The organism is Anaerovorax odorimutans, assembly GCF_024459955.1.
Lineage (GTDB): Bacteria > Bacillota > Clostridia > Peptostreptococcales > Anaerovoracaceae > Hominibacterium > Hominibacterium odorimutans_A.
On record NZ_JANFXK010000003.1, the window covers coordinates 195083 to 219408 of the forward strand.

Genomic DNA, 24326 nt, shown 5'->3' on the forward strand with positions numbered 1-24326 from the left:
CTACGCCTCCTCTCTAAACGATCCCATTGCCGTCTTTTTAAACAGATTTCTTGCGAATTTGCCGGAAATCAGATAAGACATGACAAGGAGGACAGCGTAAAGGATTATATAATCCGTCACTTTCAGATATTCGATCAGGGTTTTCAGATATTCAACCCGGATAACATCGTAATTTACCAGAAGAACCGCGATTAAAAACAGTCCGAAGGCGATATTGACAATGGCGAACAGCTCCACATCCAGAATTCTGCGGATATTCTTTTTCGCCAGTCCCAGCATTCTCAGAATGCTGAAATAGGAAACCCGCGATCTCAAAATCAAGCGGATAACAAAATAGGCGATAAAGAATACGGCAAAGAGTATGATGACAGCGATCGGCACCTGCACGATCGAGGTCAGATCATTGGACATATCATAGATTGTATCTTTGACAGCCAAAGTCTCATAGCCCATGTTATTCAGCGCGGCGACCGTACTGTCGATTTCCTTCATATCCTTTACATAAACAGTACTCTGATAATTTTTCGCTTCAAAGAGCTTGTTGTAATCCGCTTTATTGATATAGATGGCGCCGTCGTTATCCTCGAAATCCTTGATGCCGGTCTTGGCGGTGAAGTTTTTCTTATTATAGGTATCCTTAACTTTCAGCTTTATGGATTTGCCATAAAAAATATTTTTAGCTGAAATAGTAATATCCTGCCCTGCAGCCTTTCCCTTTTTATAGTATCCGTTCAGCTCTTCGGAAACCAGGCAGTCGCCTTTTTCTACGTTGCTGTTGGCTACGGGCCGGTACATCATGCCGCCCATATCATAGGGAAGGACCGTGTCCCCTGCTGTGGTCTTTACCTGACTTCTGTAGCCGTAGGTTTCCCGCAGCAGCTTTTCAATACGGCTGTCCTGCATGTAAATATTGCCTCCGTAGAAGGACATGTCATTGGCCAGTTCTTCATAAGCCACGCCGACCACCTTCACCTTCATTGTCGTTTCCGTAGGCGTCATAATCGAAAAAGTATGATCGATAAGTCCATCTACGTTATCGGATCTCAGATAGTAATCCTCGGAGGGGCCGCTTATAACTACTTCGTTTTCCTTTTCCGGCAGTCTCCCATGTGCCAGCTTTCCCTTGAAATCGCTTAGCGATCTGGGGAAGGCATCATAGGCAAAATCATTATTCTCAAGACCTTCAATATAAATACTGTTATCCATCAATATATCTTCACGCACCACAGACTTGACGTTTTTCGCAGCCCGCAGCTTTTGGTAGTCCTCGTCTGTGAATGCCTTTCCGTCGGCTTTTTTCAGTATGATCCGATCCTGGCTGTAATTCTGGAAATAGTCGTTATACCCCATTTTAGCCGCTTCATCGTCACTCTGTTTAAAGGTGGTGTATTCCGAAGTGACCGCAAGCACTACAAAGAGAAACACCACTAAAAGCAGCAGGAATTTGGGAATGATGTTGAAGGTATTTCTCAGCCCCAAACGCAGCTTGCTTCCTGCGGAAATATTCCCTACCGGGATATCCTCCTGCTGAACCGGGCCGGCGAAGTGAGTCTGCCGCAGCTGCTCGTCTTCTACGATTTTTCCGTCGTGCATTTTGATCTTCCGCGTGGCATAAGGCGCGAACTGATCGTAGTTATGGGTAACGACGATCACCAGTTTGTCCTTGGATATTTCGCTGAGAAGCTGGGTAATCCCTTCCGCGGATTTACTATCCAGGTTTCCGGTAGGTTCGTCGGCCACGACAACAGACGTGTCCTTGGCCAAAGCTCTGGCTATGGAAACTCTCTGCTTCTGTCCTCCTGACAATTTGGAAACCTTCGTTTTGGAATATTCGCTGAGACCCACCCGCTCGATGATGGCGGGAACCTTCTCCCTGATCTGGCTCTTTTTATAGCCGTTGATCCGCAGGATCAGCTCAACGTTCTGATAAACGGTATAACTGTTGATTAGATTGAAATTCTGAAAGATATTGCCGATATACTTTTTTCGGTATTCTTCAAAGTCCGCGGCCAGATAATGACTGGTCTCCCGGCCGTTTATGTAAAGCTCTCCTTCTTCGTAGGAGTCCAGCCCGGAGATCACATTGAGCAGAGTGGACTTGCCGCTTCCCGACTCTCCTGTGATAACAACAAATTCGCCTACGTCAAATTCAAGATTCACCTTGGAAAAACCGCTGGCGATCATGCCTTTGCTGTAATAGAATTTGGATACGTTTTTTAAGCGAATCAAAAAATTCACCAACCTTTCTTCTATTGATACACTACGCTACACTATCTTATTACTTTACCATAACGCATCGGCCTTGTCATCAGCTGTTTTGGGAAAAATGGTCTTTGCAGAAGGTTATAATAATGCTAGATCTTACATCTACTTGCTTTCCTTCCCCAGCCCCTTTAAGATAGATTCAAAAAAATTCCAATTATCATTTTATGTTCCAGATAGCACTCTGTGGTCATTTTGCGAACACACTTTTTTAAAATTGTACAGGAAGTTCAAACAATTTTGCGTGTTTTTAAATAGAGATGCGCAAATTCATCTGCACATCTGTCAATATAGAAGCAAAGTAATAAGTTTAGAGGGTTGAATAAGTTTACTTTATGTTCCTGTCCGCTGAAAAAGGGTCCGTACGGAACATAAATTGCGGCTTTTTCAAATTTTCTCTCCATCCGCAGCTGCAGATCTCCAGCATTTAGCAAGTTGCCTCTTTTCTCCCGGCTCCCGGAAAGCAGCCGTGGAAATTGCAGGCAAAAAAATAACCGCGCCGTTTTACTGGCGCGGCATTCTCCGCTGCTTAGAACAGGCCGCCGAACAGACCGCCTTTTCCGTGACCGTTGTTATTGTTACAGAAGAGTAAGTATACCAGAATTAAGATCCAGATGATATTTCCGCTGTTATTGTTGTCACAGCAGCATTCCTCAAAGCATTTTTCCTTGCAGTCCCGCAAACATTCCCGTTCGCAGCATTCTCTTTCATCCATAAAAAAACCTCCATAATACAAATTGTTTAATTCATACTATGCAGGTCATCGGCAAACTGTGAAAACTGTGATTAGTGGAGTTTTTCAGGAGTGAACACATAGTCCGTGTACTTCAGCTGAGGATCCTCTTCTTCGTCCTCATCCTCCGGTTCCTCTGCCAGATCGTCCGCCGCCAGATCAGCAAAAGACATACTGTACTGGTCCATCTCAAAATCCAGCGCTTCATCAAAAATATATTCGTAAGATTCCCCGCCCAGCTGTTCCACACGGGAAAGAGTCAGAGCGTCCCTGAGGGGCATACCCTTCTCGCGTCCGCCTTCTCCGATCTCACGGACCCATACCACAGAATCCAGCGAGTACCAATTGCGGAAACGGGTAAATTCATCGGCCAGAAGCACCAGATCGCTGTCTTCCTCAATATTGCGGGACATGCCGATCAAAGCCATTTTCACCGAGTCCAGAAGCGTATAGAGTTCCACTGTGTCCTCCGGCACGGACTTAAGCATTTCTTCAAAGTAATTCTCTAAAAGCTCCCCCAGAATTTCCATCTCCACGCCTTCAAACAGCTGATAGACCGCTTCCGGCAGAATTTCCGCGTCCGCCTCCACAAGATCTGCGAGATTTTCAAAATACTCAAATTCGTCCGCGCTTTCCAGCTCCAGAAATTCCAACAAGGTTTCAAAATTCATTTCTTTTCCTCCACTGCTTCCAGTTCCAGATTTTTAAACTTTACTTTTATATCTTCCTCATGGAAGATCCTCTCAATCATATTGACAAAGTTCTCAGAAAGGTCGCTGGCATAAAAAACGTTCTCAAATTCAAAGTCACCGGCCAGCATATCTTTTTCTCTGAGAATTTTCTCAATGCTGTGAATGATCTCTTCCGAAGGATTTATGATCCTGAGAGAAGGATAAATCCGTTTGATGTTGGAACGGATCAGAGGATAATGGGTGCACCCCAGCACAATGGTGTCCAGTCTGTTTTCCAGAATAAAATCATCCATATAATATTTGATGGTCAGGTCCATGATATCGTTTTGTATGATTCCTTCCTCGATGAGCGGAACAAAAGCGGGACACGGAGTCTCATAGATGTCCATCTCGTCATTGAGGCTATGTATCTGCTCTTTATAAGCGCCGCTCTGGATCGTTACTTTCGTTCCAATAATCCCGATCTTATTCATGGTAGAACAGCTCCTGACAATTGTCTCCGCCGCCGGACGAATGATTCCCACCACAGGCACATCGGGAAACCGTTCCTGCAGTTCCTCCAGACAGGTCGCGCTGACCGTATTGCAGGCAATGACGATCATCTTTACATTGTTCCTCACAAGAAAATCCGCGATCTGCATGGAAAAGCTTTTAATCGTAGAGGTGGCCTTGGAACCGTAGGGCGTCCTGGCCGTATCCCCAAAATATATGATTCGCTCCTTGGGGAATGTCTTCATCAAATTTGGGATGCAGGTCAGCCCTCCAAGTCCCGAGTCAAAAAAACCTATAGGTCGATTATCCATCCTGGTGATTTTCCTTTCCTTTTTGTGGTATAATAAACGCATTATGTATAATACGCTTTATTATACGCCAAAGTCAAGAGACTCGCAATGCGCTTACCGAGATTTTTCTCGATACAAATTTATAGGAGGCTAACAAATATGAGTGACAAATCACTGAAAACGAGGGATCAGATCGATCAAAAATACAAATGGAACATAGAGGACATGTTTCCTGACGAAGGGACTATCGAGGCCGACATTAAAGAGGTTCTGGCTCAGACTGAGAAATACGGCCGCTTTGCCGGACATTTGACGGAAAGCGCCGATACGCTTCTGGCCGCGTTTCGCGAACGGGACGCCATCTGGCAGAAGCTGGAGAAGGTCTTTGTTTATGCCAGGATGCGCCGCGATGAGGACAACCGGGAGACAAAATACCAGGCAATGACTGACAGATGTCAGAGCATTATCGCTCAGGTTTCCGCCGCCATGTCCTTTTTCACGCCGGAGCTTTTAGACGCTTCTGAGGATACCCTCCTCTCATATATTGAAGAAGAGGCCGGACTCAAGCAGTACGAATTCGTGATCCGGGACGTGCTGCGGGAAAAGGAACATGTACTTTCTAAGGCAGAAGAAAACATCCTTGCGCAGATGGGCGAAATCACTGGCGCTACCAACGATATCTTTACCATGCTCAACAATGCGGACCTGAAATTCGGAACTATCACCGATGAGGACGGCGACAAGGTAGAACTAACCCACGGCAACTATATCACTTTCATGGAAAGCCATGACCGCAGAGTCAGAAAAGAAGCCTACGACCACATGTACGCCGCTTTCAAATCCATGATTAACACCATCGCGTCCGCTTATAATTACAATACGAAAACCGATGTCATCAGCGCCCGCATTCGTAAATACGGCTCTGCCCGTCAGGCTGCCCTTTCCGGCGACAATATCCCGGAAGAAGTCTATGACAACCTGGTCAAGGTGGTTAACGATAACCTTCCTACGGTCCACCGCTATATGGAAACCCGTAAAAAGCTGCTGGGCGTAGATCAGTTGCAGATGTACGATATCTATGTACCCCTTGTGGAGCTGCCCAAGAAAAAGATCCCTTACGAACAGGCTCTGGATATGATGCGCGAAGGTCTGGCGCCGCTGGGCAGTGAATATATCCAGCGAATGAACAAAGGAATCAAAGCCGGCTGGATCGACGTTTATGAAAACGAAGGAAAGACCAGTGGGGCTTACAGCTTTGGCAGCTATGACAGCATGCCCTATATCCTGCTCAACTATACGGATACCCTCAAGGATGTCTTTACCATTGTCCATGAAATGGGACATTCTATGCATTCCAGCTATACCCGGGAGGCTCAGCCTTATATCTACGGCAGCCACTCCATTTTTACCGCAGAAGTTGCTTCCACAGTAAACGAGTCTCTCTTGATGCGTCACCTTCTGGACAAGGAAACGGACCCGCAAATGCGCAAATATCTGCTGAACCTGTATATTGAAGAATTCCGCACTACCCTCTTCCGCCAGACCATGTTCGCCGAATTTGAACATCTGACCCACAAAGCCATCGAGGATGGTCAGGTATTGACTGCGGAATGGATGTGTGAAGAATACCAGAAACTCAATGATAAATATTTTGGCCCTGCCGTGGAAAAGGATGACACCATCCGTTACGAATGGGCGCGCATTCCGCATTTCTACAATGCGTTCTATGTTTACAAGTACGCCACCGGCTATTCCGCCGCCACGGCCATATCCGGCAAGATTCTGGCGGAAGGGGCTCCTGCGAGAGATGCCTATATTGAATTCTTAAAAACCGGCGAAAGCGATCATCCCATCGAGCTGCTCAAGCTGGCAGGCGTCGATATGAGCACGCCCGCGCCAATTGAGCAGGCCATGGAAATTTTCAAGGGTCTTGTGGATGAATTTGAGAAGCTGGTATAAAAATGAGAAGCATTAACGTATTTACAAACGGCACCAATCTGTCGCAGAAAACAAAAGAAATCCTCGTTGAAAAATTTGAAAAAAACGGCTTTACTGTCCGGGAAGAATATTCCCCGGACAGTGAGCTGATCGTATGTATCGGCGGTGACGGAGCGTTTCTCCAGGCCGTACATACCTACGATTTTCCGGCCAGTCCTTTTGTGGGGATCAATACCGGCCACCTGGGATTTTTCCAGGAAGTGGCACCGGAAGACCCGCAGGAGCTGGATGCGTTTATCCGGGATTACCAGGCTGGAAAATACACATTGCAGCAGCTCAATACGGTACAGGCTACCGTCACCACACAGGACGGAACAAAAGAGGTCCATCGGGGACTCAATGAGATCGTCATCAGAGGAAACCATTCCTATTCGGTCCATCTGAATATCTCCATCGGCAGCAGTCCCATTGAAAAGTTCAGCGGCGACGGCATTCTGGTAGCCACCTCCGCAGGCAGCACAGCCTACAACTATTCCCTGGGCGGGTCCATCGTAGATCCCCGGATCAAACTGCTGCAGGTGACCCCTATCGCGCCTATGAATACCACTGCGTATCGGTCCTTCACCTCCAGCATCCTCCTGCCTTCGGAGCTGTCCTTAGGCGTGGTGCCGGAGATTTCCAAGAATAACCGCATCTTTCTCATGAACGACGGAATCGAGCACGCATACACCGCTGTCCGGGAAATCAAAGTAGAATTTTCCAAAACCATCATTAATCTGCTGCGATTCGAGTCTTACGATTTTTGGGACAAGGTTAAAACAAAATTTTTATAATACACATATTCAGGGAGAACTATGAGCCAATTCAAATATATTGTTACAGAAGAAGATAAAGACTTAGATGTGAAAGGCGTACTGCGTCATAAATTCGACTTTTCCGCACGTACGCGGGGCAAGATCAAACGGGAGAAGCTGGTTTATCTCAACGGAGAGCAGACAGCCGGATGGCTGCCAGTAAAAACCGGCGATGTGATTACCATAGAGTTTCCCCGGGAAACCAGCAATTTTATTCCTGAGGATATTCCCATCTCCATTGTCTATGAGGATGACAGCCTGCTGATTGTCAACAAGCAGCCGGGTCTTGTGGTCCATCCCACCAAAGGACATTCCAACCATACCCTGGCCAACGGCATTATGAAATACATGCTGGACAGCGGCCAGAACTACAAAATACGCTTTATGAACCGACTGGATATGGATACTTCCGGTCTGGTTGCCGTGGCCAAAAATTCCCACTGCCAGGCCAGTTTTATGAAACAGAGTCAGGCCGGTCTGGTGGAAAAGCGCTATCTGGCCATTGTCAAAGGGCTTGTAGAGTCCGACACCGGAACCATCGACCTGCCAGTGGGCCAGCCGGATCCTGAGCGCGTGGAACGCGCCGTCGTGGAAGGCGGAGCCCCGTCTCTCACCCACTATAAAGTAGTGGAACGTTTTCGGGCAGGCTTTTCCCTCGTGGAGCTGGCCCTTGAAACAGGCCGTACGCATCAGATCCGCGTCCATATGGCCCATATTGGGTATCCCATTGTCAGCGACCATCTGTATGGTGAAACCAACCCGTTTCTTATTGAACGCCAGGCGCTCCATGCGTTCAGGCTGGGTCTTTCCCATCCGGTCACAGGAAAACCTGTCACCTTTGAAGCGCCGCTTCCCCAGGACATGGAGACACTGCTGGAAAAGCTGCGTTAAGGGAACGTTCAAACTTTAGCCCTATGCATAGATGCCGGTTAAATAGCGCAGAAACGCCTCTCTGTGCATAGGCTTGCCGTACAGATACCCCTGGGCGTACTTACAGCCCATTCCCTTCAAAAGATCCCTCTGCTCCTCCGTCTCTACCCCTTCTGCGATTACCTGCAGCTTCAGTCTGGTGGCCAGATCAATGACCAGCCGCATGATTTCCCGCCTGCGCATAATATTCTTCCCCGGTTTCAGAAATTCCATATCCAGCTTCAAAATATCGATGGGCAGCTCCGATAGGGTATTGAGCGAGGAGTATCCCTTTCCGAAATCATCCATCTCAATGACAAAGCCAATCTGTTTCAATTGCCCTATGACAGCAAGCAGCTGGTGGGAATCCGCCACATAGGCTGATTCGGTTATTTCCAGATGCAAATCGGAAGGATTCAGATGATAGTTCGCCGTAAGCTTTGTCAGCACGTCCGGCAAATCTCCATGGTAGAGATCTTTTCTGGAAACATTCACCGATATCGGCACAAAGGAGCCGAACTTGTTTTTCCACATCTCTATGATTTGACAGGTCTTATCCCACATAAACCGATCCAGATTATAGATGAAATCGTTTTTTTCAAACAGCGGAATAAAATCCGCAGGCGATATCATTCCGTATTCCGGATGATCCCAACGCACCAGTGCTTCGGCCCCGATCAGTTTTCCCGTGCCGATTTCCACTTTGGGCTGTAAAAACACCTGAAAATTCCCCTGCTGCAGAGATTCTTCCATGGTGTCGATAATTTTCTGCTCCCGCATCATTTTTTCGCGCAGAGAATCATCGTAAAACGCCATCTCCCGGTCATAGATTCCCTTGATACTGTCCGCCGCCAAAACAGCCCGATCGCACATCCGAACGATTTCCATTTCCCTGTCTTCAACCGCGTAAACTCCGATTTTGATCTGAAGACGCATGGGCAGAGGATAAGTCTCTTCAAACAGAGCCATCTTTTTTCTCAAGATACCATAAAACTCCTCCGACCGGCGAACCATGGCATAGAACTTATCGGCCCTGGCTCTTGCGAATAAAGCTTCCCCTTCTGCGGGAACGCTCTGCAGAAAGTGGGCCATTCTGACCAGCAGCTCATCCCCCTGGGGAGCACCAAAGGCATCATTTACAATTTTAAATCGCTCGATGTCCACAGCAACGATATCAAAATCCTGCTCCGGCTTTTCCCTCAGCAGCTTTTTCGCATTCTCGAAAAACGCCGTCTGCGTAAGAAGGTTGGTCAGCGGATCCCTGCCGAGAACATCAATCGTACTCTTAGCCTCGCGGGTTTCCTCCAAAAGCTGTTTCAGTCGTTCATTGGCCCGCGCCAGCCCTCTCTGATAATTAATCAGTTGATTGTTGATCTTTTGGAGCTGATCGTAGTCAGAAGGTTTCCCTTTATCCGCATGTATTTGGGCGGCCGCCGAAAGGTACAGCTCCATCAGCCTGGTAAGCTGTTCGTTCTCTTCAATATCGCACAGCAGAAAAAGAATCCGGTCGCCGACGTTCTTTGCCGCCGCATAGGCGTTCCTTTGTCCCTCTCTGCCTGCGTATTCCGCACAGACAGAAACAGAGACCACCCTGCCATCGCTTTTTTCCAGCAGAGCGCTCTGCTGCTCCGTCTGTTTGAAAAGCTGTCCCACATTCTCAACTCTGACGGCCAGCTCTGAAGGAATGCTCCCCATCACCCGGTCAACATTTCCATATATGTCACATACTGCAATATATCCTAGCATATCCTCATCCCATTGCCTTATCTGCCCATTTTACAAGGTCCCTGGCATCCTTCGTATAAACGTCAACTTCCCATTCTTCCCATATGTCATCGGTATGCGAAAAAGCATTGCCGCCGACAGCCAGCCGCATATCAGGAAACCGCCGGCGTGCCTGCCTGACAGCCTCCCTGCAGTCCAGCAGGTGCTGCGGCAAGGTTACCGAAAGCGCAAGAAGATCCGGCCCGCTTCGTTTTGCCTCCGAAAGAATGGAATCAATAGGAACTTCGGCCCCCAGATAGATACTGTCCCACCCATCGTACTCGAAGAGATCCGCGACCATCCGTGCTCCCATTTCGTGCAGCTCGCTTCCGACACAAGCCACCAGAACCTTTCTGCGTTTTCTCTCCTGCCTGAAAATAACCGGATAGAACTGAGCCAGCGCCAGCTGAGCAGTAGCCGTACAGTAATGCTCCTGCGCCTCCGATATCGCATACTGATGCCACATGTCACCCACTCTGCGCATGGACCCGGCCGTAATGTCCACATAGATGTCCTCCAGGGGGATACCTCTTTTTCTGTATTCCGAAACCAGAAAGATTGCATCCCGGATTTGGGAGCTCAGAAGGCAGTCTAATAACTCCTGGATTTCTTTTCCATAGCTATCCTCTGTATCATTGCTTGCGCAACTGCTGTTTTCATGCTCCCTTCCCGCCGCAGCGACAGCTGAGCGCATCCTCTCCTGCAGCTGTTTCTGCTTTCCGGGGCCGATTCGCTTCCCGGCATACGCGCCGAACATGTCATAGCCCTTCAAGATCAGATCCTTTATCGCTTCTGTGGTCCGCGAGGGCATCCGCGGGCAGAGCAGCCGGTAAAACCAGCCTGTGCTGTATGTGAACAGCTTATTATCCTCCAGTTCCAGGGCGGCGCAGATATCTCCCAGATTACATGCGATCGCCTGACGTATATTCCTTTTCGCAGGTTCATCCAATTGTGGCATTTGTTGAAACAGCTGCCGAAAAATCTCATTTGCTATACCTTGAAGTTGCGGGTCGTTATCCAGTTGCAGCAAGCTCATCTCCAGTCTCCTTTTTAAACAGCAATTATATTCTGCATCACAAATTATAAATATTATACAACTTTTATCCTGGAATGAAAAGAAAAGAACGGTGATTCTGTCTGCCAGAACACCGTTCTTTTCCGTAAATAAGGCTTTAAAGAGGTATAGTTCTAATCCAGCCTGTTTTTCTTAGGCTCCAGCTTAAGACTCAGAAGCCCCAGCACTACACCGATAACGGCAAAGATGATCGCTGCGATCCCGATTGCGTGGATCATAGCGTCGAAATTGCCCAGGAAGCCGTTTCCATATGTTTCCTGATAATATTCAGGACCCCAATCGCCTTCGTACCATCTGAGCCAAGGTCCCGCCAGACCGCCCATTACAGCAAAGCCCAGGAACATACCGCACATCTTCCTCAAATCACCGACTGCCAGCTTTGTTTTCGTATTGATCGGAAATCTCTGCGGATCTTTTTTCGCAAGACCGCCGTACATCCACTTCCAGATCACGTACAGCACCGGACCGGATACAATACCGATCATGCCGCCGATGAAATAATCCGTGCCGTTTAAGAAGAACAGCAGCAGAGCAATGATGATCGGCATGATACAGATGAAACAGAGGAAACCATATCCGCCGGGGATTTTAAATTTGTACTCCTCCTTCGGTATCCGCTTTCTGAGAATCATTGCTGACAGATATACCATGATATAGGATGCTACCAGCATAAATACGTCCACAATTACAACCTGCGCAAAACCAAACTGACAGAGGATAAGATTAACGATTCCTACCGACAGTACGGCTACGTAAGGAACGCCGTGTTTCTTGTCGCATTTGACCATGATCGGCGGGGCCAGATGATCATCAGCCAATGCGAAGAAGCCCCGGGAGCCGGAAGCAATATACGTATTGAAAATAGAACAGTTTGCTACTACGGCTACGATTACAAAGAACACGCCGAATGCCGGACCCCAGAAATGTTCGGCTACATCTGCGTATCCGACAGTTCCTGCTTCTGTTCCCCACTCTTCCCAGCGGCCCAAAGAACCGATACTTGCCGCAGTAGGTAAAATATAAGTGGCCATAATTAAAGGTACGGTAATTATGGTTGCCCTTGGAATAATCTGAGGATTCTTCACCTCGCCGGCGATGGTAGACATGGATTCGTACCCTGAATACATCCACATGCCAACCGCAAGTCCGGCACCTATGTAGTATACCCAGTCTCCGAAAGCAATGCCATGTACTCCCATGATTTCTCCATCCGCGGTAAACGGTACAAACGGATTATGATCCATATTGGTAAATCCACATACTGCGATCATAGCGAAGGCCGCAATAACGAAAATGGCCAGAATTGTACTTACAACACCAACATCCCTTATACCTCTGATATTGATCCAAATAAAAAATACGATAATCACGACTTTAATGATTAATTCCGTAGTCGAAGACAGGTTCCAATGTCCCGCAATGTATCCTCCGGCCAGAATGACATACAGGGAATTATCAATATAAATGGATACGGTTCTCCACCAGCCGGCCTGGAATCCCCAGAACTCGCCCAGAGCCTCCTGAACCCACTTATAATAACCGCCCTCCTGCGGCCTCACTGAACCCAGCTCCGCAGCTACCAGCCCGAACGGCATCCCCCATACGAACGGCAGAACGATCAGCATAACAATCGTCAGCCCGGGTCCGGATTCCGGAATCATTTCTTCTATCCCATAGCAGCCTGCGGCTACCAGACAGAAGATCATGAACACCACGGTCGATGTTTTTATATCATGCTGCTTTAGCCCATGTTCTCCAACATCTACCATAGCTGAGCTTTTCTTCATTTCGCTCATGCTAACACCTCCTTACAAAATTACAATCAGTGTTCATTAAGTTCATCCTAATTATAATCCTTTTTCAGAAAATTCGCAATTGTTAGTTATTTAACAGAAAATGCGTTTTGTTCTGGAAGGGGCTGCTTTGGTATCATTGCGGTCAGATTTCTTGCTCTAACGAATACATCCACAAATCGGTCAAAAGTATCCAAATCCGGGGCATAGTAATAGTAAATCTTTGTTCCTTCTTTTCTAATCTTCAATAACCCGGCATCTTTTAATATCTGAATCTGATGCGATACTGCCGGTCTGGAAAGATTCGTTTTTTCTGCGATCTCCTGCACGCGCATCCCGTCACACCTGCCGGATTTCATCATGATCAAGAGTAAATATTGTCGTGTCTCATCGCCTATTGCGGTCAGCACCTTTTGAAATGACTGAAAGTCTTCTGCCAATTGGTCAATTTCTTTCTTCGCGTCCATGAATTCCGTATCTCCTTATTCACACTTATGTCCGGATGCGGCTTCAAAATGATACTTAACGATCCCTAAATCTATAAAGGCAAAAGACTTATTCTCCGCAGTAATCTTTGCGGACTCTTCCTTTAACTCAATATGAAACCTCTGCTGATTTGTAGCTGTCGGCGCAAGAAGCGCAGCCTCTACACCGGACGCATACCATTGCGGCATGTTATTTGATATGTTTGAAATCTCCGATATAGATTTGTTCTTATGCGCTACGCCTTGATTAGCGCCATACCCCAGCGCAATTATAATTACCTGTTTTTCATCCGTTTCCACCTTTGCTACACCTTTACCATGCGTAAATCCAACCCAGCAAGTATTTAATCCAAGTTCCTGGGCCTTCAATACAAGTTGTTCGCCATAGTATCCTGCCTTTTCATCCAGATCTGGATCTGATTTCTTGCCAACGATTGAAATATAGTTTGCGCAATTCTTGAATTTTGCGACTTTTGAAAAGAACGCTTTAAAACACCTAGGCTCATCATATATAATCTGAATGTTAAGCCCGCTCTTTTTATTGCACTCTCTGGCTAATGCATTTAATACTTCACGTTTGTCATCCTCGATCCTCTTATCAGTATACTGACGAACACTGTGGCGACTTCTTATAATTTCCAAAACTTCCATAAAGCAATCTCCTTTTGTTTATTTGTTTAATCGGATTATATCATTTCGTTAACAAAAAACAACATCCGTAAAGTAAATCAAGATGGACCCAGCATGTCACTAACGTTTTATTAAAGTTCGGACCAACTCGACCGGTAAATCAAATATAAAACCTGATGCTGACGCTATTTATCTTAAAACGCCAGGCCGAGAAACATACTGGTAACTATTCTTATTTTTTTCGAAAAGTTACGCACTTTTCAACGTTCCCGCGGCCTCCCAACCAATCAGCAGCACAAACTTTCATTTCTTCACAGCCCCAACCCCTCTCAAACCCACAACTTTGCGTAAACGCACCCCCTTTTTCAAAAAAAGTTACCACATCCGCCCCTCCAAAACAAAAAAGGGCGGATGCTCCCCCAACCAAAGCCTCATTTTCCCAAAGGCAGAACCCCTTTTGCGCAGGCAAACCCCGCAGCGGCAGCGTATCGCAAAGCGATACAACGCTGTCCGAGAACCTTGCCGAAGCCTCCCCCACACATCTCCCAAAACAATCCGCATCCGCCCCGCCAAAGCAAAAAAGGGCGGATACCCTCCCCAACTAAAGCCTTACTTTCCCAAGGCAGACCCCCTTTTGCGCAGGCAAACTCCGCAAGCCCGCAGGTCGCACCACAACCAAACGCAATCTGAGAACCTTGCCGAAGCCTCTCCACACATCTCCCAAAACAATCCGTATCCGCCCCCAGGGCGGATGCTCCCCCAAATCAAAGCCTCATTTTCCCAAAGGCAGAACCCCTTTTGCGCAGGCAAACTCCGCAGTGGCAGCGTATCGCAAAGCGATACAACGCTGCCCGAGGACCTTGCCGAAGCAAAAGGGGTTCTGCCTTCTACTTCAGATCATACTCCACCAACTTATTAAACAACTGCCGCCTGGATATATCCAATATCTCCGCAACCTTATTCATATCCTTCGGGTAACGTTCCAAAAGGCCTTCGATATATTCCTTTTCCACCTTGCTGCGGTAATCCCGCAAAGAAACCGTATAATCGATTTCCGCTGCTGCTGCAGCCGGGCGGTAATTCTGATTCTTGACCACATCCGATGGAAGGTACTCCTCGAGAATTTCCCCCTTTTCCGAAAGAACCACAAGCCGCTCGATAATGTTTTTTAATTCGCGGACATTGCCCGGGTAATGGTATCCGTTGAGCAGCTCGCTGACTCTCGGCTCGACATTGGATATGACCTTATTCATTTCCCTCTGGTACTTATCGAAAAAGTATTCGATGAACAGCGGAATATCTTCCGGGCGATCGCGGAGCGGAGGCAGTTCCAGAACAATGGTACTGATCCGGTAAAACAGATCGTCTCTAAAGCAGCCGTCGCTCATATCCTGCTGTAAATTGTGATTGGTCGCCGTAATCAGGCGAAAATCCACATTGATGGGCGTGCTGCTGCCCATCCGGTAGATCTGCTTGTTTTCAATAGCCTTCAAAAGTTTTGCCTGCAGATTGATGGAAACGCCGCCGATCTCATCCAAAAACAGAGTTCCGTCGTTGGATGCTTCAAAGAGTCCGATCCGACGCTTGTCCGCGCCGGTAAAAGCCCCCTTTTCATGGCCGAACAGTTCGGATTCCAGAATGGATTCCGACAGAGCCTGACAGTTCAGTTCCATAAAGTTAGCGTCACACCGCTTGCTCTTTTGATGGATAAAGGAAGCCAGCACCTCTTTTCCTGCCCCGGACTCTCCGAGGATCAAAATATTGGAATCGCTTTGAGCCGCCCTCTCCGCCAGTTCCAGCATCTGCCGGTACTTTTTATTCTGGCTTTCCAGCATGAACTTTCCATTGACCTTCTCCTTGAGAATCGCATTATCTCTGCGGATTTTCTTTGTATCCCGGATTTTGCGAATCTCCAGAAACAGCTCTTCCGGATCTCTTCCCTTAGTAACATACGTATACGCTCCGGCCTTCATGGCATCCACGGCTTTTTCAATGGTCCCGTGGGCTGTCAGCATGATTACTTCCGTATCGTACTCCCGCTTCTTGATCTCTTCCAAAAGCTGGCGCCCGTCCATCACCGGCATGCACAGATCCGTAATCACCAGATCAAAGGGCTTTTTCTCCAGTCTTTTCACCGCTTCCTCACCGTTTCCGCAGGTATCCACCTTGTAGCCCTTTCCGGTTAGAATCATTTTCAGCACATCGCAATAGTCTTTTTCATCATCAACTACTAAAATATTAAAATTATTACCTTTACTCAAGATTATCTTCCTCCGTTCTGATCGGCAGAATCACCTTAAAGGTGGTTCCTTCTCCCACTTTGCTGTCAACTTTGATTTCTCCATTCATCTTTTGCACTTCATTGTATACGATGTAGAGGCCCAGTCCGTTTCCTTCCGTCATACTCTTCGTAGTAAAGAAAGGATTGAAGATATCTTTTATGATGTCTTCCTCGATTCCTGTTCCCGTATCCTGTACCTCCACATAGAATTCATCTTCTGTCCGATAAATCTCTATGGTCAGCTGTCCCATCTGGTCCATAGCATCAATGGCATTGGACACCAGATTAATAAAAATCATGTCAAAGGATTCCACAGCCATTTTCACCTGAAAATCCTCGCCGCACCGGACAAAGATGCCGATCTGTTTCTTTTTCATCATTCCCTTGTTGAGAGAAATGACTGAGCTGATATGTTCTTTTATATATACTTCCTGAACCTGCTTCTTTGATATACGGGAAAAATTCAACAGATTGTCGATGATGTTCCCCGCCGTATCCACGGATTTTTCAATAACCTGTACGGCCTGTGACTGGGATTCTTCATCCTTCATGTTTTTGAGAACATAACAGTAGTTGCGGATCACTCCCAGAGGATTGCGGATTTCATGGGCTACGCCTGCCGCCAGCTGGCCTACTGCGATCATCTTATTATCCTGCAGCATCTGGCGCTCAGCCATTCTCTCCCGCGTCACATCACTGGCCATGAAGAGCAGTTTTTCCGTTTCCCCCTTGGGATTCAGTATCGGAAAAATATTCACTTCTAATATGTGATTCTTCAATGTAAGCTCCCTGGAAGTCCCCCTGCCCGTGTCCCTGGTATCCGCCAGCATTGTTTCCAGGGTTTTCTCCAATTCAGACGGCAGCTCCAGCGCTTCGGCAATGGTACTCCCCATAACCTGGCGGTTCACATATCCAAGAAAGGCTTTATTGATATCCAGAATGGCCCCCTCTGGAGTCAGCTCGGCCATGTAATAGGAAACGCCGTTGAATGTAGTCTGCATCTCCTGTTTACTGGCTGTCAGCTGGTTCATCCGCTCTGTCAGCTCATTGTACAAATTCTTATTGGATTGGTAATAAAAGAAGAAAGCACAGAACACTGCGGCAAAAACAATAATCAGAAGCGCGGCGGCGTCCTTATACCTGCCTTCCTGCACAAGCGGATCTCCAATCCCAAACCAATGTTCCTGAGCCCGTCCCATCAGAACTCTGGTATCCGCATTTTTAATGCATTGATTCAAAATACTGTAGAGCGCATGATCCTGATTGTCCGTCATAATGCATACATTGCTCTTATACAGACTGGCATACATATCCACGTATTTATCGGCAATGCCTCTGCTGTCCAGCGCGGCTACTATAGCCGACTGATCTCCGATAATGCAGTCCATCTTTTTCTTTTCCGCCACTTTTATGGCCTCGTCAATGGAATCCACTTCTTCCAGTATGATTGCTTTCCCGTCATAGGAAATTGTTCGCTTTTCCTCGTTTGTAAACTGCCCCTTGATGCAGACGCCGGTGAGACTTTTTTTGGACAAACTGCTCCCATGGTTTACAAACAGAGTGCCGGTTATCTGAAACAGAGGCGCGGTAAAATTCACTTCATCAATCTGTGCCCGAAGCTCTTCGTCCACAAGGACAATCTCAGCATCCGCCGCTTCCTGCCCTTTTTTAACCAGCCTTATCCCCAGGCCCGACGGTGCCATTATAGATTGGATGTATTCCTGCAGGAAACCCTTTTGCAGATATTCCAGATCCTCCGATACGGCCAGTACCGCCTCTTTCTTTTCCTTGATATAATGAAGCTCCATCTGGTTCAGCGGCAATTTGCTGCTTTTATCGGGAGAAATGCGATAGGAATCTGAGGCTGCGGAATAAAAGACCATTGCCAGAATCGCCGCCAGAAGAATAACGACAAATGTCACTTCTTTTCCTCGTTTTTTCATCTATTCTCCCCTCCTCGCCAGCTTTTCACCGAAGATCAGAAGTTCTCTTTCCTGCCTTCCAATCTTGCCGAATTCTCTTTTGGCCAGAGCAGCCATAACGATTCCCAAAAGCATCCACACTCCCAGCAATATCATTTCATCCAGAGAATTGGCGTTTGTCAGAGTATCCTGAACATAAATAATGAAATAGAGGATTGCGATAACCGTAATGGAGATTCCCAGCGGAAGTCCGAATTTAACCTTAAAAGGTCTGGACAGCTGCGGTTCTTTTATCCTCAGTATCACGAAAGAAAGGCATACCCAGCAGTAGCCGAACAGCGAACAGAAGGCGCTGATATCCACAAACCAGATCAGTGCGTTCTTTCCCAGCAGCGGCGCTGCGATACATACGCCTCCCACCAAAATCGTCGCAGTCCAGGGTGTCTTATATTTAGGGTGGACCCATCCAAATATCTCCGGCAGCATCTTAGCCCGTCCCATGGCAAAGAGCAGCCGGGTCGCTCCCATAAAAAATCCGTTCCAGGAAGTCAGCACTCCCAGCACGCCTCCAAAGATCAATATCGTACCCAGCGTATCGTCACCATAGGCGTAAGCGATCACATCCGCGGCAGGGATCGTCCCCGACATGCGGATTTCCACAGGCGCTGACAGAGCCAGACCAACGATGATAATCATGTAATAGACAACGCTGAAAATGATGCAGACCAGAACCATCTTTCCGATTCCCCTGGGCGGGATGTTCATTTCTTCCGCGGACTGCGGAATCACGTCAAAACCGATCAGCATGGCGGGAATCATCAGAAACACATAGATAAACCCATCCAGTGAGCGAAAATTATCGCCTATATTGTCAATACTGCCGAAGGTAAAGCCTCCGAACAGCAGCATCAGGGCCACGATCATCACCGCAGCGGTGGCCATAACCTGAAAGATAATGGCCGGCCTGGTGGCAAAGAGATTCAGCAGCAGCATGATAACCGCCCCGATCATACCGATAATGGCCCAGGAAATATGTACCGTATATCCGGCAATGTCCCAAAGAGGCAGAAATTGTCCTACCGGGAACATCGCATCCAGCGCCGTAGCCAGCGCGATGCCTTCCCAGGCGGCAACTCCCAGATAGGCCAGCGCCATGACCCAGCCTACCATCCAGGCGGCTTTGGCTCCCATCGCTCTGTATACGTATACCACTTCTCCGCCGGCCAGCGGCAGAGCGGAAGTAAGCTCTCCGTAGGCTCCGCCGACCCCCATAATGATAAGGGCCCCAATTATAAAGGCGATGATCGTTCCCCAGAATCCTGCCTGCGTCAGCCAGGTAGTGGCGAGCATGACCCAGCTCCAGCCCACCATCGTACCGAAGCCGATAGCCAGAATGTCCGTCCGTCCCAGAACCCTGCTCAAACTGTTGCGATTATTTTCCATACGGTTCTCCGTGTCGTTGATTATAATAAATAAGGCAGCGGGCTTTTGCCCACTACCCTATTATACTTAATTTCGCTTGCTATTGAAAGGAATAACTAAAATCTCTTGTAGTCGTCTCCAAACATCTGGTATTCAACCTCTGCCTTGGAAGCTTTACCGTTAGCAGAAACTTTATTGGCAATAAAGAGGATGATTCCCAGTACGATCCATCCGCCTACCAGTGCCCATTCGATGCCTGTCAGAGGTGTCGGGCTGTAGATCGGCAGATAGAGGGATGCCATGAACAGCGCAACTGCTACTGCCAGCACGCCTACCAGCATTCCGCCCTTGATCTTGAACGGTCTGTCCAGTTCCGGCTCCTTCTTTCTGATAATCAGGAAGGACAGGGATACCATGAAGTACGCTACTACCGTACCGAAGGCAGCTGCGTCTACGAACCATACCAGAGCGCTCTTGCCGAGCAGCGGTGACAGAATTGTGATAACGCCTACCAGCAGTACAGCTGCTGTCGGAGAACCGTATTTCGGATGAACCTTACCAAAGATAGCCGGCAGCATGTGAGCTCTTGCCATAGAGAAGATAACTCTGGACGCGCCTACGATAAATCCGTTCCAGGAAGTTAAGATACCGCACATCGCCGCGATAATCATCAGCTTGCCGAATACCGGATGTCCCAGTGCGTATGCAAAACAGTTGGCTACAGGAACCGCGTTCGGGTCGTTTACAAATCCGGTCCGGATCGCTTCCGGTGCGGAAAGGGCAACGCCCAGGATCATGATCATGTACCAAGCCGCAGCCATGCTGATGGCAATAATCATAACTTTACCGATCTTGTTCAGCGGCATATTCATTTCTTCAGCAGCCTGCGGGATTACGTCGAATCCTACGAACATAGCAGGTACTGCCAGAACTACAGCTACAAAACCTTTTCCGTCTGTGAAAGAAGGAATCATATTGCTGATGTCGCCTTTGATAGCGCCTGTGCAGAAGAACGCGATACCGCCGATAGCCATAGCGATTGTCGCAGTTGTCTGGAATACAGCGGAAGCCTTTGCTCCTCTATAGTTGATAAAGGTCATGATAACGGCGCCAATGCAGCCGATCAGCAGGAACATTCCAGTAACGTCCGATCCCTGAACCGTGTAAAGTGTACCCAGATCCGGCAGAATGCCGCCGAACAGGAATCCCAGCGCGTTGGAAAGCGCAGGTCCCTCCCAGGCCGCTACGCCTAAGTATGCCAGAGTGATCATCCATCCTGTAAACCAGGAAGCGTTGTATCCCATCGCTCTGTACGAGAATACCAGCTCGCCACCTGCCAGCGGAAGGGCAGGTGTCAGTTCTGCGTAGGTAAGGCCTACGAATATCGCCATTACGCCGCCCAGCGCAAAGGCCAAAATTGCTCCCACAACTCCTCCGTTGTGTACCCATGTGCCTGCCAGCATGATCCAGCCCCAGCCGATCATTGTACCGAAAGCCAGTGCCAGAACGTCCTTCATGTTGAGGGACTTCTGAAGTTCTTGTCTTCCTCCTTGACTCATAATTACTCTCTCCTTTGTTCAAATACAAATTATAAAATATGATTGCTGGAGGCAGGCGCAATCAAACTGCGCCCTGCCTCAAAATAATTAATCTTCGTGTATGTTCGTTTTTTCTTATTACCGCGGACAATAGTAATTGATTATAAGCATTCCTTGATTGCTTCTTCGTAGATTTCAAGACCAGCGTCGATCTGAGCGTCTGTTACGCACAGAGGGCACAGGAAACGAATTACGTTGTTGTATGTACCGGCTGCTTCCAGGATCAGACCCTTCTTAACTGCTGCGCTTACGATGTTGGCTACCAGATCAGCTGCCGGAGTCTTCTTCGCTCTGTCTGTTACGAATTCAATACCCATCATGCAGCCTGTTCCTCTGATGTCGCCTATTACGTCATACTTTTCTTTCCATTCGTTGAACTTAGCTGTGCATTTTTCTGCGATTGCTCTTGCCTTTGCCGGATAGTCTTCTTTTGTCATAACGTCGATTACCTGCAGTGCCGCCGCGCAGGATACCGGGTTACCGCAGTATGTACCGCCGATGGTTCCGGCTGTTACTGCGTCCATGATCTCAGCGCTTGCTGTTACTGCTGACAGAGGAAGTCCGCCTGCGATGGATTTCGCTGTTGTCATGATGTCAGGAGCGCATCCTGCTTCTTTGAAGTATTCGGACGCGAACATTCTTCCGGATCTTGCCCAGCCGGACTGTACTTCGTCTGTGATCATCAGGATTCCGTTGTCGTCGCAGATCTTTCTTACTGCCTTAACCCATTCGATCGGAGCCGGAATGAATCCGCCTTCGCCCTGTACCGGTTCGAATACGATAGCAGCCGTAGCGTCTTTCGGTGTTGCTTCGATAAAGACTTCTTCCAGCTTGCCTACATAGAATTCGATGGCTTCTTCTTCGCTCATGCCTTCCGGTCTTCTGTAAAGGTTCGGGAATTCTGCCCGGTAGATGCCGTCAGGGAAAGGTCCCATGCCGATGGCATATGCTTTCTTAGCGGTCATGGCCATGGTCATCTGCGTTCTTCCGTGGAAAGCGCCTGTGAATACGATGATGTTCGGTCTTCCGGTAGCGCTCTTAGCAATTTTTACCGCGTTCTCGTCAGCTTCCGCTCCGGAGTTTACGAACATGGTCTTTTTCTTGTCGCCTTTTACCGGCACGATTTCGTTCATCTTTTCTGCCAGCTCGATGTACCTCTCATGCGTTGTGATGTTCATCATTGCATGGAAGTATTTTTCGGACTGCTCTTTTACAGCGTCGATCAGCTGAGGATTGCTGTATCCGATGTTCAGTACGCCTACTCCGCCAACCCAGTCTAAGATCAGGTTGCCGTCCACGTCTTCGATCATTGCGCCTTCTCCGCGTTTAATAACCAGCGGATATCCGCACTTAATCGCGTTTGGAATCGCGGCCTCTCTTCTGGCAATGATTTCCTTTGCCTTAGGGCCAGGCAGCGGAGTCACGATTTTAGGTAGTGCTTCTCTTAACATTTTGTTCCCTCCTTCGAGTTTTCTCTATGAAACCTGATCCGTATTTCGGCAGGCCTCACGATCATATAACTATGTTTAATAAATACAAGAACCATGCCATAGTTAAAAACTTAACATATATTTTCTGTCGAAAGCCGGCGGAAACTGTTGAAATTTACACACCGGCTAAATTTTATTTTTCTGAAAATTGAACGATCACATTTTTTCCGTTACAAGCAGTCCGGAAATTTTTTTCCGAGCTAGAATCTCTTATATTTGTCACCAAACATCTGGAATTCAATTTCAGCCTCGCTTGCTTTGCCGTTTTTGCCGAATTTGTTGAAGATAAACAGAATGATCCCCAGGACGATCCATCCGCCCACAAGACACCATTCGATCGGTTTTAACGGCGACGGGCTGTAAATCGGCAGATACAGGGATACCATAAACAAGGCTACCCCTACGGCCAATATGCCGACCAGAATTCCTGCTCTCCTGACTTTGAAAGGACGTTCCAGCTGCGGCTCTTTTTTCCTGAGAATCAGATAGGACAAAGATACCATGAAGTATGCCACAACCGTACCGAACGCCGCTGCGTTTACAAACCAGCTGAGAGCGCTCTTTCCAAGCAGCGGTGAGAGTATTGTGATAAGGCCTACCAGCAGAATCGCCGCTGTCGGAGATCCATACTTAGGATGAACTTTTTCAAATACTTTCGGCAGCATGTGCGCCCTTGCCATGGAAAAGATTACTCTGGATGCTCCTACGATGAAGCCGTTCCATGATGTCAGGATACCGCACATTGCCGCGATAATCATAATCTTTCCAAATACGGGAGTACCCATCGCATAAGCCCAGGCGTTTGCTACAGGTACGCTGTCTGGGTCTGCGTTGTAGCCTGCAAGCACATCTCCCGGAGTGGATAATGCCGTTCCCAAAATCATAATAATATACCATGTGGCTGCCATAACAATCGCGATGATCATTACTTTACCGATCTTTCCCAGCGGGATATTCATTTCTTCAGCAGCCTGCGGGATTACATCAAACCCTACAAACATTGCAGGCACTGCCAGAACAACAGCTACAAACCCCGTTCCGTCTGTGAACATCGGCTGCATGTTTTCCAGGCTTCCGGTCGCCGTTCCCGATACGAAAAAAGCGATTCCTCCGATTGCCATGGCTATGGTCGCCGTTGTCTGGAAGATGGCGGAGGCCTTGGCTCCTCTGTAGTTGAGCACCGTCATGATGACTGCTCCCACACATCCGATCACTAAAAATATCCCTGTTACTTCCGAGCCCTGAAGCTCGTATAATGTACCTAATTTAGGAAGCAATCCGCTGAACAGAAAGCTAAGCGCGTTTGCCAGCGCCGGACCCTCCCACGCGGCTACTCCGATGTAAGCCAGGGTAATCATCCACCCTGTAAACCAGGATGCGTTGTAACCCATCGCTCTGTAGGAAAATACCAGTTCACCGCCGGACAAAGGCAGCATTGGCGTCAGCTCCGCATAGGTCAAACCTACAAAGGTCGCCATTACTCCGCCCAGCACAAATGCTAAAATGGCGCCCATAGTTCCGCCGTTTCCTACCCAGGACCCGGCCAGCATGATCCAGCCCCAGCCAATCATCGTACCAAAAGCCAGCGCCAATACGTCTTTCATGTTCAGAGACTTTTGAAGTTCCTGTCTTCCTCCTTGACTCATAATGATTCCTCCTTGAAATACAAATAATTTAATAAGTTCACTAAAACAAC

Annotated in this window: 18 protein-coding genes; 3 read left to right on the top strand and 15 right to left on the bottom strand. The window is 47.9% G+C overall.

All coding sequences use genetic code 11. From position 1 onward, the window contains the following. The 4 genes from NE619_RS04490 to murI form a co-directional block, all read right to left on the bottom strand. Complete coding sequence (locus NE619_RS04490) at positions 1 to 2238, bottom strand: ATP-binding cassette domain-containing protein (protein WP_256131170.1); 2238 nt, start codon at positions 2236 to 2238, stop codon at positions 1 to 3. A gap of 553 nt (positions 2239 to 2791) precedes the next feature. Continuing rightward, positions 2792 to 2977, bottom strand: a complete 186-nt coding sequence (locus tag NE619_RS04495; protein ID WP_256131171.1) for a hypothetical protein — start codon at positions 2975 to 2977, stop codon at positions 2792 to 2794. Positions 2978 to 3048: 71 nt separating this feature from the next. Beyond that, positions 3049 to 3666: a hypothetical protein gene (locus tag NE619_RS04500; RefSeq protein WP_256131172.1), complete on the bottom strand. Its 618-nt coding sequence runs from the start codon at positions 3664 to 3666 to the stop codon at positions 3049 to 3051. Beyond that, positions 3663 to 4490 (bottom strand): glutamate racemase, encoded by an 828-nt coding sequence (murI, locus tag NE619_RS04505; protein ID WP_256131173.1) that lies wholly within the window; start codon positions 4488 to 4490, stop codon positions 3663 to 3665. Before murI ends, NE619_RS04500 begins: the two co-directional genes overlap by 4 nt. Positions 4491 to 4628: 138 nt before the next feature. Between murI and pepF the strand changes: the two genes are divergently transcribed. The 3 genes from pepF to NE619_RS04520 are packed head-to-tail and all read left to right on the top strand — an operon-like array spanning position 4629 to position 8152. Further along, positions 4629 to 6428, top strand: coding sequence for an oligoendopeptidase F (pepF, locus tag NE619_RS04510; RefSeq protein WP_256131174.1), 1800 nt, complete (start codon positions 4629 to 4631; stop codon positions 6426 to 6428). A 2-nt stretch (positions 6429 to 6430) separates the two neighbouring features. Then, on the top strand, positions 6431 to 7240 hold the full coding sequence (locus NE619_RS04515) for an NAD(+)/NADH kinase (protein WP_256131175.1): 810 nt from the start codon (positions 6431 to 6433) through the stop codon (positions 7238 to 7240). A gap of 21 nt (positions 7241 to 7261) precedes the next feature. Beyond that, positions 7262 to 8152: an RluA family pseudouridine synthase gene (locus NE619_RS04520; protein WP_256131176.1), complete on the top strand. Its 891-nt coding sequence runs from the start codon at positions 7262 to 7264 to the stop codon at positions 8150 to 8152. A 21-nt stretch (positions 8153 to 8173) separates the two neighbouring features. On the opposite strand, the gene NE619_RS04525 is transcribed toward NE619_RS04520, so the two are convergent. The 11 genes from NE619_RS04525 to NE619_RS04575 all read right to left on the bottom strand — a co-directional run bounded on the left by NE619_RS04525 (position 8174) and on the right by NE619_RS04575 (position 24276). After that, the gene (locus tag NE619_RS04525) at positions 8174 to 9916 is read right to left on the bottom strand and encodes a putative bifunctional diguanylate cyclase/phosphodiesterase (protein ID WP_256131177.1); all 1743 of its coding nucleotides are present in this window, start codon (positions 9914 to 9916) and stop codon (positions 8174 to 8176) included. A 4-nt stretch (positions 9917 to 9920) separates the two neighbouring features. Continuing rightward, entirely contained in the window at positions 9921 to 10970 is a 1050-nt protein-coding gene (locus tag NE619_RS04530) for a cobalamin B12-binding domain-containing protein (RefSeq protein ID WP_256131178.1), read from the bottom strand. A 152-nt stretch (positions 10971 to 11122) separates the two neighbouring features. Beyond that, the gene (locus NE619_RS04535) at positions 11123 to 12805 is read right to left on the bottom strand and encodes an APC family permease (RefSeq protein ID WP_256131179.1); all 1683 of its coding nucleotides are present in this window, start codon (positions 12803 to 12805) and stop codon (positions 11123 to 11125) included. A gap of 86 nt (positions 12806 to 12891) precedes the next feature. Further along, positions 12892 to 13269 carry an ArsR/SmtB family transcription factor gene (locus tag NE619_RS04540; protein WP_256131180.1) on the bottom strand — a complete coding sequence of 126 codons (378 nt, stop codon included), beginning with the start codon at positions 13267 to 13269 and terminating at the stop codon, positions 12892 to 12894. Positions 13270 to 13284: 15 nt separating this feature from the next. Next, positions 13285 to 13938, bottom strand: a complete 654-nt coding sequence (locus NE619_RS04545; RefSeq protein WP_256131181.1) for a nitroreductase family protein — start codon at positions 13936 to 13938, stop codon at positions 13285 to 13287. Between the two features lie 866 nt (positions 13939 to 14804). Further along, the gene (locus NE619_RS04550) at positions 14805 to 16178 is read right to left on the bottom strand and encodes a sigma-54-dependent transcriptional regulator (RefSeq protein WP_256131182.1); all 1374 of its coding nucleotides are present in this window, start codon (positions 16176 to 16178) and stop codon (positions 14805 to 14807) included. Further along, a complete protein-coding gene (locus NE619_RS04555) occupies positions 16171 to 18141 on the bottom strand; it encodes an ATP-binding protein (RefSeq protein WP_256131183.1) in 1971 nt (656 codons plus the stop codon). The genes NE619_RS04550 and NE619_RS04555 overlap by 8 nt, the downstream gene beginning before the upstream one ends. Then, positions 18142 to 19563 (bottom strand): APC family permease, encoded by a 1422-nt coding sequence (locus NE619_RS04560; protein ID WP_256131184.1) that lies wholly within the window; start codon positions 19561 to 19563, stop codon positions 18142 to 18144. A gap of 95 nt (positions 19564 to 19658) precedes the next feature. Then, positions 19659 to 21101, bottom strand: a complete 1443-nt coding sequence (locus tag NE619_RS04565) for an APC family permease (RefSeq protein ID WP_256131185.1) — start codon at positions 21099 to 21101, stop codon at positions 19659 to 19661. 140 nt (positions 21102 to 21241) lie between these two features. Continuing rightward, complete coding sequence (locus tag NE619_RS04570; protein ID WP_256131186.1) at positions 21242 to 22591, bottom strand: aspartate aminotransferase family protein; 1350 nt, start codon at positions 22589 to 22591, stop codon at positions 21242 to 21244. A 239-nt stretch (positions 22592 to 22830) separates the two neighbouring features. Next, on the bottom strand, positions 22831 to 24276 hold the full coding sequence (locus NE619_RS04575; RefSeq protein ID WP_256131187.1) for an APC family permease: 1446 nt from the start codon (positions 24274 to 24276) through the stop codon (positions 22831 to 22833). Between the last annotated feature and the right edge of the window lie 50 nt (positions 24277 to 24326).